Annotated in this window: 11 protein-coding genes; 3 read left to right on the forward strand and 8 right to left on the reverse strand. The window is 57.0% G+C overall.

What is annotated here, in order from left to right:
• Window positions 1-9: 9 nt before the first annotated feature.
• The 6 genes from CLV87_RS22450 to CLV87_RS22475 all read right to left on the reverse strand — a co-directional run bounded on the left by CLV87_RS22450 (window position 10) and on the right by CLV87_RS22475 (window position 7897).
• On the reverse strand, window positions 10-495 hold the full coding sequence (locus CLV87_RS22450) for a hypothetical protein (protein WP_058314144.1): 486 nt from the start codon (window positions 493-495) through the stop codon (window positions 10-12).
• A 319-nt stretch (window positions 496-814) separates the two neighbouring features.
• The gene (locus CLV87_RS22455; RefSeq protein ID WP_058314143.1) at window positions 815-1909 is read right to left on the reverse strand and encodes a Fic family protein; all 1095 of its coding nucleotides are present in this window, start codon (window positions 1907-1909) and stop codon (window positions 815-817) included.
• Between the two features lie 145 nt (window positions 1910-2054).
• A complete protein-coding gene (gene repC, locus CLV87_RS22460) occupies window positions 2055-3350 on the reverse strand; it encodes a plasmid replication protein RepC (protein ID WP_099249519.1) in 1296 nt (431 codons plus the stop codon).
• A 273-nt stretch (window positions 3351-3623) separates the two neighbouring features.
• The gene (gene repB / locus CLV87_RS22465; protein WP_058314142.1) at window positions 3624-4595 is read right to left on the reverse strand and encodes a plasmid partitioning protein RepB; all 972 of its coding nucleotides are present in this window, start codon (window positions 4593-4595) and stop codon (window positions 3624-3626) included.
• Between the two features lie 2 nt (window positions 4596-4597).
• Complete coding sequence (gene repA, locus CLV87_RS22470) at window positions 4598-5779, reverse strand: plasmid partitioning protein RepA (RefSeq protein WP_099249412.1); 1182 nt, start codon at window positions 5777-5779, stop codon at window positions 4598-4600.
• A 1224-nt stretch (window positions 5780-7003) separates the two neighbouring features.
• Entirely contained in the window at window positions 7004-7897 is an 894-nt protein-coding gene (locus CLV87_RS22475; RefSeq protein ID WP_058314140.1) for a recombinase family protein, read from the reverse strand.
• 280 nt (window positions 7898-8177) lie between these two features.
• On the opposite strand from CLV87_RS22475, the gene CLV87_RS22480 reads away from it, so the two are divergent.
• Window positions 8178-8840 (forward strand): L,D-transpeptidase, encoded by a 663-nt coding sequence (locus CLV87_RS22480; RefSeq protein ID WP_037207721.1) that lies wholly within the window; start codon window positions 8178-8180, stop codon window positions 8838-8840.
• Window positions 8841-8878: 38 nt separating this feature from the next.
• On the opposite strand, the gene CLV87_RS22485 is transcribed toward CLV87_RS22480, so the two are convergent.
• Window positions 8879-9148, reverse strand: a complete 270-nt coding sequence (locus tag CLV87_RS22485; RefSeq protein WP_072629716.1) for a hypothetical protein — start codon at window positions 9146-9148, stop codon at window positions 8879-8881.
• Between the two features lie 252 nt (window positions 9149-9400).
• Between CLV87_RS22485 and CLV87_RS22490 the strand changes: the two genes are divergently transcribed.
• Window positions 9401-11743, forward strand: coding sequence for a heavy metal translocating P-type ATPase (locus CLV87_RS22490; RefSeq protein ID WP_072629715.1), 2343 nt, complete (start codon window positions 9401-9403; stop codon window positions 11741-11743).
• 292 nt (window positions 11744-12035) lie between these two features.
• Here CLV87_RS22490 and CLV87_RS22495 read toward each other — a convergent pair whose 3' ends face one another.
• Window positions 12036-12386: an ArsR/SmtB family transcription factor gene (locus tag CLV87_RS22495; RefSeq protein ID WP_058314138.1), complete on the reverse strand. Its 351-nt coding sequence runs from the start codon at window positions 12384-12386 to the stop codon at window positions 12036-12038.
• A gap of 56 nt (window positions 12387-12442) precedes the next feature.
• Between CLV87_RS22495 and CLV87_RS22500 the strand changes: the two genes are divergently transcribed.
• Window positions 12443-12778 (forward strand): cation transporter, encoded by a 336-nt coding sequence (locus CLV87_RS22500; protein WP_235872035.1) that lies wholly within the window; start codon window positions 12443-12445, stop codon window positions 12776-12778.
• Window positions 12779-12863 lie beyond the last annotated feature (85 nt).

The following is a 12863-nucleotide window of genomic DNA, read 5'->3' on the forward strand; positions in this document are numbered from 1 at the left end:
GGATAGTGATCAGGTTGGCCGACTGGCGCGTGGATCGTTGACGATCCTGGCGCCGAGCTCCTCAGCCATGTCGATGTAGGTGGTCAGCGAGACGGACCTGCCAGGACCGCAAGGTTCAGGGTCGACCGATCCGCCCCGTTTCACGCGGGGCAGGTTCGCGAAGGCGATGACATTGTTGACGGGTCGGATATCGATGAACGGCGTGCCACCTGCAACCGCAAGAGTGGCCAAGGGAAAGCGTTCGATCGGCGCGAAGGTCGACACAGTCGTCCAACCGAGATAGATGAACGTCCCGCCCTCGCCGCAGATTACATGGGCATTCGGCAATGTCGCTGCCTGCCGGAGATAGCCGAGATCACGCAGGACGGTCTCGCGTTCGAGCTGCCGCGCCCGCGCCGACTGGCCGGTTCGGCGCAGTTCCTTGTGTCGCCACCACGAGGCAGCGGTCGCGCGCAGCACGCGCAAGATACCTGTTTGCATGGGAATGCCCTTCATCAGGAAAGACAGACCGGAACCCGGCCCGGACCCGTCCGAGGGACCCCAAAGGCCCTCATCCGTCAGTCACAAAACCCGAAGGACACTTTCACTTTTCCCGGCCCCACCAGCCCGGGAAAAGAACTTCAGGGGCCGGCACAGCCCCAGTTTTCTTCATTGCACGCAGAAACTCCAGATCGGCAACGAACATCGGCAAGGTCTTACCTACGATTTCTAATTTTTTAATAATATCAATATATTATAGCAAAACTCAGATCGGCAATTTTCTCTGGTAAATCCATGCGGTGCATGTCCTGAGCACCGGATGCGACAAGCCTCTTCACTTCGCTGCCAGGGAATAGCTGGTACTACGTCCACCAGCGTCATCTTTCTCAAGTGCTCCCAAATCGATCAGGTCGAGGATGTCGCGATATGCGGTGTCTTGTGAGCACTTCTCGATCTTCGCATATTTCGACGTCGTGAGTTTTCCTTCGAACCCATCGAGGAGGCGGTTAAGCATGTCCCGTTGGCGGTCGTTTATGTTGGCCGTTCCGTATTTCTCCCAGAACCGCGCCTTTTGAAACACGGCCTCCAGAATGATCTCTGCGCCATCAAAAGCACGGTCGAGGCAATTGAGGAACCAATTGAGCCAGGCGGTGACATCAAGCCCGCCCTTCTGCGTCGTCTCGAGCATATCATAATAGGCGCTCCGCTCCTGCCGGATTTGGGTCGACATGCTGTAAAACCGCTGTGAACTGCGTTCGGATCGCGCCAACGCCATATCCGCGATCGCACGCGCAATGCGCCCGTTGCCATCGTCGAAGGGGTGGATCGTGACGAACCACAGATGTGCAATTGCGGCATGAATAACAGGATCCGTGTCAGGGACCTGATTGAACCAGGTCAGAAACCGCCCCATCTCTGTATCAAGCCGTGCCGCTCCCGGCGCCTCAAAATGCACGCGTTCACGACCCATAGGTCCTGAAACAACTTCCATAGGGCCTTCACGCCACTGCCCCACGGTGATCCGGGTCATTCCGCTTCGCCCGGTTGGGAAAAGGGCGGCATGCCAGCCGAACAATCGCTCTGCGTCCAGTGGTTGGTCATACGCTTGCGTCGCGTCCAGCATCATCTCGACGACCCCATCGACATGGCGATCAGACGGGATCAGCCCGCCGATTTCGAGCCCCAGCCGTTTTGCGATAGACGACCGAACCTGATCTTTGTCGAGCGTCTCGCCTTCGATCTCGCTGCTCTTGACGACATCACTGGTGAGAGTTCGCAACATCGCTTCGTTTCGAAGATCAAAGCCAAGGCCTTCCATGCGTCCCAAGAGCTTGCCTTGTCGGTGGCGGACAGCGGCAAGTTGTGAAGACAGCTTGGCCTTGTCCCAAGAAAACTGCGGCCAGTCAGTGATTTCGTGAATGTAGGTCATATTTTGCGCATTCCTTGCGGATATTATACCGCATAATCTCGTCAAGACAACAATAACTGCCGCAAAATCTGCGGAGAATACAGGCGGCAATCTCCGCATGCCCCACCTGGAACTCTCAACGTGCAAAAACTGCGTCCCCATCCCATTATGCAGCCTGCCCGCTCAATCGACCATAGAAGCTGCGCTCGAGATGCAGCTCCCCTGCCCCGGCTTTCTCGACCATCCCACGCAGATATCCGCCCGGTGACGCCACTTCGCCGGCGCAATGCTTGTCGAACGTGAGAACCAGCGCCGCAGTCGCGATTTGTGGCCCAAGTCGGTCCTGCGCGAGGTTCCAGGCGTGTTCAGAAACGCCGATCATCGGCCTCAACTGCCCCACAACACGGTGCAGATCGCCCCAATCCTTCAGATATCCGCCCATATTGCGCGCCCACGACGCAAATTCAGGACAGGCTTGCATGACTGTCGGCAGATCAAGAGCTGCCCCGCGCTTCTTGCGCGTTTCGGCCACCCAATCTTCCAACTCCCTATCAACTCGCTCTTCCGGTGGCGCATTTGGCACCACGCTCGCCGCTTCCTCTTTTTCTGAGGAATTACAGGTTACAGGATTAAGTTGATTTGTAATTAGTATATGAGGATCAGAAATGACCTCCCTGGGGTCCATTTCTTGAGTCTTTTGAAGCCCTTGTTCAGTGGTTGCCGGCGTGTTTTCCACAACTTCATCCGCTCGAGCTGCTTTGAGATAGGTCGCATCGACACGCTCCTGGAGCTCCCTGAACCATTCCAGAAGCCGCGCAAGCGTCTCAGAGGCCGTGTTCCGGCGTGGGAGGCGGTCCAAAAGATCCTCAAAGAGGCTTGAGAGCTGTGTCCAGGGGCCTCTCAGAGCGCCGCTGAGGGCCGCTTCGATCCTGGCGCGGATCATTCGGCGCGCAACCGTGATCTGGCGCTTCAGGCGCTGGCAGAGTTCGCGCTCGGCCTGCAGTTCTGCGTGTAGCTGCTCAAACTCTTCGGCTCGAGCCGAGAGCGGCGACAAGTCGAAGCCATAGGCCTCGATGATACGGCCTTCTGCGTCCCTGTTGCCCCAACGCTTGCCATTGGGGCTGTCCTTGAAGGCTATCACGCCGATCTCAGCCAGGCGCCGTGCATGGCGCTTGAGCGCCGAGAGCGAGAAGCCTGTTTGCTCCATCAGGTAAGAGTTGGACGCCCAGACGATCGGACGCTGCCCCTCTTCCCAGTCCTGGGCCCGAGTGAAGGCCCCAAGCGTGTCGAGAAGCAGTACGTCGCCAGCCTTGAGGCCAATATGCGCACCAACGCGTTTCACGGCAACACAGGCCCGTGTCTTGGGCACGGCTGCTCTTTCACCAGCTTGTGCGTGCTGTTCAGCGACCGCGAGTCCGGCCGTCGCTTTGCGCCACCCCGAGGGTTGGTTGATATTGGACATAACTCCACCGTTCTGAGGCATGACTGTCCCAGTCGCTCCATGCGGAGCATCATTGAATTTTTTCATTTTTTAGCTAGGCACAGAAAACCTGTTCGCCCGAAGACGTTTTTCGTTGTTTAGCGATTCGCGGGCTGCTAGGATTGTGGTGTGAAAACAAATCGCGCCTTGTGCGCAGCAGCCCTCGGGACTTCGGTTTCGAGGGTTTTCTTTTTGGTGCCGTTCTCCTTTTTGCTCGTTGCCTCTGTTTTGGCGGTTAACAGCTGTTAACCGCCGCTATCCTTCGTGGCTCTCTGATTGGAACCGATCGAAGGAATCCTGAATGAGCTGGTCCAGATTCTGATCCAGCCAATTCGCGAATCTCGTGTTTTCCCCTGCCCGCTTGACGGTGACTGAGAGCCCCGATTTACCACTTTTGATCTGCACACCGGGAACGGGCGAGCGCTCCTCGACAGATCGTTCTTGCTTACCTCGCTTGCCAATTTCCTTGAGAACGAGGTCCAGCCGTCCGTCGGAGTCGAGATCACCAGATTGACCAAGAACACCCAGAACACCCTCCTCCGAGAGTTGTACTTTCTCAAACGCCGTTGCGAGTGTGGTCCATTTCGGGCGCCCTGCCCCTGGAGCTGCGCCGATGGCTTCACCGACAGCCAAGGGCACTAGCCGATTGATACGCTCAAGCTGCGAAAGAGTGTTCTTGCTGATAGCCAAAGCCTGACACGCCTCCGCACGCGAGTAGCCCTGCTCCAGGATCGCGTGCGCGAACCGGACACGTTCATAGTAGCTCAGCTCCGCGCGGCCGGCATTTTCGAGGCCTTTCGCCATCAATGCATCGGTATCATCGAGCGTCCGTATCAGAGCCCGCACTGGTATCCCCAGATAGCGGCACGCAAGTATTCGTCTCTGGCCGTAGATGATCTCAAAATGCCCGTCACGATCCTTCGAAGGACGTAGAAGCACCGGGACTTGCTGCCCGGCATCAGCGATGCTGGTTGCGAGATCCTTGATCGATTCATTCGGTGCGGCGCTGTTAACAGCTGTTAACTCAATATCCAGTCGGTCTTTCGGACCCCAAGCAAGGATCAAGTTGGCGTCGATTTCCTGAATGCCGCCGAGACCCGCACGAACAGAGCCGATAGTTCCTTTCGGCAATGTTCGATGAGCTCTATCAGAAGCCCCGTCTTTCGACCCCTCAGTCGCCGCAGTTATCGCAGCCATGATGCCGGTTTTGTTTTTACCCATTGCCATGATTACCGCCCCCAAGCCTTTTGAAGCATTCCCGCAATCTCCGAACCAACCGCATCCATGCTGTTCTTTGCGCGATCATAGGTCGACCTTGTCATCTCGGAGCGCGCAACCTCGTAGATCGACATCTTGAGCATCGATGCGTCGCCGATAGCCGTACTACGTAGTCCGGTCGCCCCAACGACACGATCCTGGAACAGAGCGCGCATTAGGCTCACGATCTGCTGACTTGGGATATCGCTCGGATCGTCCCGCGTGATGAGGAAGGAGAAAAAATCATGATCGAGTTTGACGCCCGTGTCCTCGATCACACCAAGATAAGCAGAAGTCATTTCGACAAACTGCTGGGTGGAAGCAAGGTCGAGCATGCTCGGCGTCATCGGCACGATGACCGAGGTCGCAGCGTAGAGGCCGGTCAAAGTCAAGAATCCGAGAGCTGGCGGGCTGTCGATCACCACTACATCGTAGTCGCTCTCAACGGACTGGATCGCCAGACTGAGCTTCTCAAAGAACGCAACACCGCGCCCTGCATTGACCGCTGTTTCAGTCTCAAATTCGCTCAGCACAAGGCGGGCAGGTGCCAAGTGCAATCCAGGGAAATAGGTTTCCACAACAGCTTCCGACATCGGTACTGGATCGTCATAACGAAGTGCGTCGTAAATCGAAGCGCCTTCAAACTCCAGTTCAGTTTGAATCCCGCAAAAGCCAGTGAGGCTCCCTTGTGGGTCCAAGTCAATCGCCAGCACCCGGTAACCACTCAAAGCAAGGTAGTGACACAGATGGATCGCAGAGGTGGACTTTGCAGATCCACCTTTGAAGTTCATCAGCTGAATAACCTGAAGCTTGTCACCCTCGCGACGCCCAGGAAGATACTTACCCGGCTTTCGAGAGCTTGCCTCCAGGAAATGGCGCGCTTGCAGGATCTCATCACCGGAATAGAAGCGCCGTCCGTTCTTGATTACTTCAGGCTCCGGCAAGGACCCGTCGCTATGGCACTTGCGCAAGAATTGCCCGGTCACCCCTAGAAGATCAGCAGTCTCTGTAGCGCTGAATAGTCTCAAATTCTTGCGTTGATCGGGCGCGTAGGCTTGTTGAAGATGCGTCGTGAGCGCGGTGCGTAGACGCGCCGCCATCTGGCTTGTAAGCTCGGATTGAGACGCCGCTTCGATTGGTGCCGTCTGAAACATGGTTGCTATTTCTCTGCTCGAACGCGCTTATTTGCGCAACTTGACTCTAATGGCCGTGATTCACCATGTTAAGTCAAGGATTTTATCCACAAATTGTGCTGTCGGACCAAAGGTCTACTAGGGAAGCCACGCACCCTCTAGAGTTAACAGCTGTTAACAGCACTCACAAAATTGTGGTTCACGAGTGCATCTGGCGCAGACTGGGTGTCGCTAGCGCACGGTTTCTCAATGGTGTCTTGACCGAAAATCCGATTAGCGAGAGATACAGCGAACTCAGGCCGGATCGGACAACGCACCGACAGACTTACGGCAAACCCAAGGCCCAATTGGATCGACATTCAAAGCTACATTGATACTTGGGTGCCGGGCCCAAACGATCAGATCAAACGCACTTCATGCGCATGGATGCACAAGGCCCTGTTGTCTGAGGCGTCAATGATCCCCAGCAGGGTAGGGGGCATCGCGGCTTCTCGCGTCGCGGGAACAGTATCCGGCACAAAGCACAGCGTAGACAGGACCAATTCAACCACGCCTCACCTAACCGCGAGACCTATCCGATGAGACCAAATCATAGAAGGAGGAGGTGCGATCCGTGACATTCTGGGTTCAAGAGATTGTTCAGGGATCATAAGTTCAGCACTCAAAGAAGCCGATGCGCTCACTCGACGGCTTCGAAGACCACTGGAAAGCAACCGCGGACCACGTTTTTGCTTCAGCACAACCTATGGCTCCCGTCACCGATTCTCTGAGGGCAAATTGCGCCCAGTTTTGTTGTTCAGATGATCCGCGTAGAATGATCCATGGCTGATACTTTCCGAAGATCCAGGTTCAGGAACCGTCGTCGAGAAATACTAGGGCAGGGACCTCGATCATTGTCCCGGTCTTGGCTAAATCGATTGTCAGCTACTGGAGACAAGTCGAAACCGTTGGGAGCGCACCGTACCTTTACTCGACGCCACCACAGGTTCGTGCCCGGTCGAGGGTTTGCAGGTCAAAACGCATTAGGTAGGTTGCGCCCCGGCAGAGACATATCATCTATCTGTCTATAGTACGGCGTTTGTGTCTGGCCCACTGATCGCCGGGTGCCAGCATTTTGGAGCGGGGAAATGCACGACGGATTGCGCGTGGAACATCTGTTGCGCTTCGTGAACCCATTCACCTGCCCGCAAAGTGCGCTGCAACAATGCAATCGTTCCATGGCGTGGAAGATTTACATGGTTGCGATTAGTGCGCGGACCTCAGCAACCCCAGCTTTTCAGCACGCTCCAGCAGCATCTTCACAGAGGAAGGCTGCCAGCTAGTACGGCCTCGAGGGGTGCGCTCACGCATCGATTCTAGCCGGTCGCAGATCGCCTGCAGTGTGATTTCGGGGTCCGAGCCTTTGATGGCAGCCACGATAGCTGGCAGGCGGTCATCGGTTTCGCGGCGTCCGGCGCGGCCAAGCACTTCATCTGGTAGAAACCCGTCGCGGACATAGGCTTTCACAGCACGGAGTAGGCGGCTTTGGGTCCAGTGCCGGTCGTGGGGCAGGGGGCCATTAATGATTCGCAAAACATCTTCCCAGGCCATATCCGGCCGTAGGCGTCGCACGTGGGGCACCCAATCCTGCGCGGTTTCGCTCAGGCGCTCCATGTAGCCGTCCTGTCGTGCCAGCCGCACCTTGCGCAGCGCGGCGGGGTCTTTGGTGCGAAGCCCAGGATTGCCACCAACGCGCCCTTTGGCGCGCGCAGAGGCAAGCCCGGCCTTTGTCCGCTCACGTATCAGCGCGCGCTCGAACTCGGCCGCGGCGCCCAGAACCTGCAATGTGAATTTTCCTTGAGGGGAGGCGGTGTCGATTGGATCCTGCAGCGAGCGGAAGAAAGCTCCCTTGGCCTCCAGACGTTCGATCACCTCCAGCAGATGCGACAGGGATCGCGCAAGCCGGTCGATCCGCACAACGACCAGCGTATCGCCGCTCTGGACGCGTTCGAGCAAACGCGCGAGTACAGGACGCGCGCGATTGCCGCCTGAGGCGTGCTCTTCAAAGATCTCGGCACAGCCCGCAGATTGCAGCGCCTCAGACTGGGGCAGGGGGGTCTGATCCTCCGTGGAAACGCGGGCATAGCCTATCAGGGGCATGAAAACGGGGCCGATTGCAATTTCATATGCCGTTACTAAACGACCGTTTGATAGTTTGTTCAGAATTGATCGATCCAACTTGCGTGGTCAATGCGGTTTTCATGGATGTGTTTGGACGCATTCCGATATGTATTCACTGCTCATCCCTGCGACTCGCTTTCTAGTGCAGACATGTTTGCGTAGGTTGGTCTTTTTTCCCTTGAAGCTCCAGTTGCTAGAAGTTCTATCGACGTGTAAAGCGAAGCTATAAAAAACCGACCGCGTAGGAGATAAACCAAATATGTTGACGAGACGCCATTTCATCGCGACCAGCGCAGCTGTGTTCTCTGCGCCGATTTCAAACCCTGTGTTTGCCAGTACATGGCCAACGACATCGCAAAAGGCGGCTTGGGATGCGCAAGTGACACCTGCAAACTTCGATCTCGAGACGTCGAACCCTTGGGGATTGCAACCGCGCTTCCTGCCACGTCGGGTTGAAGCCCGGTCTGGTCTGACACCCGGCGACATTCATGTCGATGCGGTCGCGCGGTATCTTTATCATATCGAGGAAGGCGGCACCGCGATGCGTTACGGCGTGGCGATTGCCCGCGGCAATCTTTACGAGCCGGGGACCTACTCGATCCGCCGAAAGGTGGAATGGCCACACTGGACACCGACCAAATCGATGATCGAGCGCGATCCGTCGCTTGAAAAGTATGCAAATGGCCAGGAACCAGGCCCGCAAAACCCATTGGGATCTCGCGCAATCTATTTGTTCGTCGGGCAGCGTGACACATATCTGAGGATACACGGATCACCGCAATCCAGATCAATTGGTGGGCGCGCCAGCTCCGGATGCGTTCGCATGGTTATGGCGCATATCAATGAGCTTTATCCCCGTGTTGCTATCGGCTCCACCGCATTCCTTTATTCGGCGGAAGACAGTGTCACGGCCCGCAGCTAACCTTCAACTTGACGGTCAGGCCCGTCGAGCCGCCAAAGCTACGCTGCCGGCTTGACGCAGATCGGATTGCCGCCCGATGTCCTGAGCGGCAGGAGCGTGTCCTCGACCGGCCCGGAATGCATGTACCAATAGCAATTGTCTGCCGGCCGCAAGCGTGCGGTCGAGAGATCCTGGTTTGGAGCCGCGAGCGCCACGATTTGCTCCGGGACCGGCGGCAGCGCACCCGAGCCTTGTGAATTCGAGAGGGTTTCCGAGCAGGCTCCGAGCGCCACGCCGAGAAGGATAAAAATTGCGATCCGTGTGTACATAAACTCACTGTCCTGCTGCTTTGAATTCTTAGATGCGTCTTTCTCGCATCCGACGGCATGTGGTGCAACGCAAAGGCAAGATCACAGGCGAATTTCCTGAGGAAAGTGATCGAAACTCAATGGTTTCGACCCAAACCGCCTGCGATCACCCCATTAACCACGCGGCTACATGGAAGACCGAACTTTTCTCTTGAACCTCTAGTTGCTGTAGGGCGTATCACCTCCCTACAATAGCGAATCCGAGGATGATCCATGCCACATGACGGTGCTCAAAACAGCCAAGACCATTCTCCCGTATCTGAGGGCGCGTGCGGCAGTTGTTGCGGAGGACAGGCCATTGAGCCAACCAACGTTCGAGCCTCGGACGGCCGCAGTTTCCATGTCAGCGGCCTGGATTGCGCCGAAGAGGTCTCGATCCTGAACCGGGTCGTCGGACCGGAAGTTGGTGGCACGGAGTATCTTGCGTTTGACGTCATCAATGCGCGGATGACGGTTCTGGATGGCGGGACGAACCCGTCTTCGGACAAGATCCTTCAATTGGTTGCGACCACCGGGATGACGGCCAAACCCTGGGATGCCGAAGATGCCAGCGCGGATCAGGCCGCACATCTGAAAAAACAAAAACTGTTCACGTTGCTTAGTGGCGGATTCTGGGCGGCAGGGTTCATCTACCACGTCATTGAGACTGGGTTCGGCGGCGCCATCGGATTGTTCTCGGGCCATGGTGAAGCGCCGATGCCCATTGCCGAAGCAGGGTTGTTCGCAATAGCGATCCTCTTGGGCGTGTGGCTGGTCGCACCCAAAGCGTGGTCGTCGGCGCGTCGGCTTTCTCCGGACATGAACCTGTTGATGGTGGTCGCCGTGGCCGGGGCCATCGGGCTTGGCGAGTTTTTCGAGGCCGCGACGGTCGCGTTCTTCTTTTCGCTTTCGCTCTATCTTGAGAGTTGGAGCGTGGGGCGCGCGCGCAATGCTGTGTCAGCGCTTCTCGACCTCGCACCACCGACAGCCCGGGTGCTCTATGACGATGGCTCAGAGGCCGACGTTCCCGCCGCGGCTGTAGCTGTCGGTGCGCGGTTCATCGTGCGAGGTGGCGACCGTATTCCGCTCGACGGGGAAGTTGTCGACGGGGCAGGGGCCGTCGATCAGGCCCCCATTACGGGTGAAAGCGCCTTGGTGCCAAAAGAAGCGGGCGATGATGTCTACGCCGGCACCATCAATGGCGAGGGCACTTTAACTGTACGGGCAACAAAAACTGCCTCCGACACGGTCTTGTCCAAAATCATCCGCATGGTAAGCGATGCACATTCACGCCGCGCCGAGGTTGAACAATGGGTGACGAAGTTCGCGCGCATCTACACACCGGTTGTAATGGGGCTGGCCGTTCTAATTGCCTTGGTTCCACCGCTTGTCGCAGGCGGTGACTGGGGCTTTTGGTTCTACAACGCGCTGGTTCTGCTGGTCATCGCCTGCCCTTGTGCCTTGGTGATCTCAACGCCGGTTTCTATTGTCGCTGCCCTTGCGGCCGCAGCGCGCAATGGCGTGTTGATCAAGGGCGGGGCCTATGTTGAAGCGCCGGGTCGCACGACGGCGCTTGCGATGGACAAGACCGGCACGATCACGATGGGAGAACCGGAAGTCGCTGCGGTCTATCCGATTGGCGAGACGTCCGAACGCGACCTGCTTAAGCGCGCCGCCGCGCTTGAAGCAAGATCGTCACACCCGCTGGCCCGCGCGATCCTGAGCCGTGCAGAACAAGACGGCCTCTCCGTTTCCGCAGCCGACAACACACGCACCGTGCCGGGCCGCGGCCTCGAAGGAGACATGGGCGACCAGTCCATTTGGCTGGGGTCAGACCGATTTGCCGAAGAAAAAGGGTTCGGGTCCGCAATTCCATCTGATTTGCGCGACCGCATCGAAGGGGCAGGCAACACACTGGTCGCCGTTGGGGACGCGGCTGGCGTCAGCGGCGTATTGGAATTGCGCGACCGGATCCGGCCTGATGCCAAGGGCATCGTTGCCCGCTTGCACGCACAAGGCGTGAAAAAGATCGTGATGCTCACCGGCGACAACACGGCCACGGCAAAGGCTGTGGCTGCCCAAGTCGGCATCGACGAGGTGCGCGCGGAACTGCTGCCCGAGGACAAGGTCACCGCCATTGAGGAACTGGTGACACAATATGGCACTGTCGCGATGATCGGGGATGGTGTGAATGACGCTCCGGCGATGGCGCGCGCGCATTACGGCATCGCTATGGGAGCCGTGGGATCCGACGCCGCAATTGAAACGGCCGATATCGCGCTGATGACAGACGACATTGGCAAAGTGCCATGGCTTATCGGGCATTCCCGCCGGACCATGGCAATTATTAAGCAGAACATCGGGCTGTCGCTTGCGACCAAGGCTGCATTCGTGGTGGCAACAGCCTTCGGCATGGCCTCGATGTGGGGCGCGATCGCGGCCGATGTTGGCGTTTCCCTTCTCGTTGTCGCCAACGCCTTGCGGTTGCTGCGCGCGCGCGACAACGACGATGAACCGCGTGGTGGCGATGAGGTTGGCGAAGAAATGGCAAAGGCGGCACTGGCGCACGGTCACTAACAATGTGACTGGCAAGAACCAGTGGGAGCAGGCGGTTTGCAACTGTTAGATTGGATTGAACGTTGGGTGCAGACTATTGCCCCTCGGTCAATGGTGCCCTGACCGACCAAAGCGGCAAATGGTCCCGCCGTAGCTAGAGTTCGGTCTGTCTGGAACTACCGACCTTATCGTACCCTGAACCGGCAAGGGCAAAAAAACCGCCAAATCCTCAAGGGTTTTGCCGGGGTTTTGTCCAGACTAAGCAATTGACCTGGCATGGGGTGGGTTAGGGCAGAGCAGCAAAAAAGGTCGCTTATGTCCCGCGATAATTGTCACAAGCATCAACACCTTCTGCGACCACATCGAGAAGGACGTCCACATCATTCAAGAGAGCTGTAATGCGCGGACTGCTTATACGGTAGCGGATAAAACGTCCGTCGCGGTCGCTGGCGACAAGCCCACAATCCAGAAGACACCTGAGATGGTTGGAGACGTTTGGCTGCAATAACTTCGTGCACGTCACAATCTCATGAACGGCCAACGGCGCTTCGCGCAAGGCGTCGAGGATCGCGAGGCGGCTTGGGTCCGCAAAACCGCGAAACAGCTTCGCTCTTCTCTCAATAGCGGTTGTCCCACTATTGCAGCAGGCGACAATTTGGTCCATATCACTACTCACTGATATATTATTTCTTTTCCCACTTTAGCAGGAGAACTGCGATCATGGCCAACGCAGAAAGCGCGATAGCAGATATCCCATCCTTCCGTTACCGCGTTTCCGGTATGGATTGCGCCAAGGATGCCGCCCAGATCGAGCGGGCGGCGCAATCTGCAGGTATCGCGCCTGACGCCGTGAAAGTGTCTACTGCAACGCACATAATGACTTTGACAGCTCCCGAAGCGCGCTTGCCGGAAATTGAAAAAGCCGTCGAGACAACAGGGTATGGGTTTGACCGCATCGAGAGCGACGAAGATATTCAGCAAGGTGCGGCCCATCAGGACCCTGGCTATCGCCGCGCGCTCTGGATCGTTGTGATCCTGAATGTTGGTGTCGCGTAGCCCTTAATTGTGAGATGAGAAATCCAACGAAATCAACGGCCTTGCTTTGCCCTTAAATATGATATTTTGCCTTTAAATCCGATAT

The sequence above is a fragment of the Pelagimonas phthalicica genome (assembly GCF_004364805.1).
Classification (GTDB): Bacteria; Pseudomonadota; Alphaproteobacteria; order Rhodobacterales; family Rhodobacteraceae; genus Pelagimonas; species Pelagimonas phthalicica.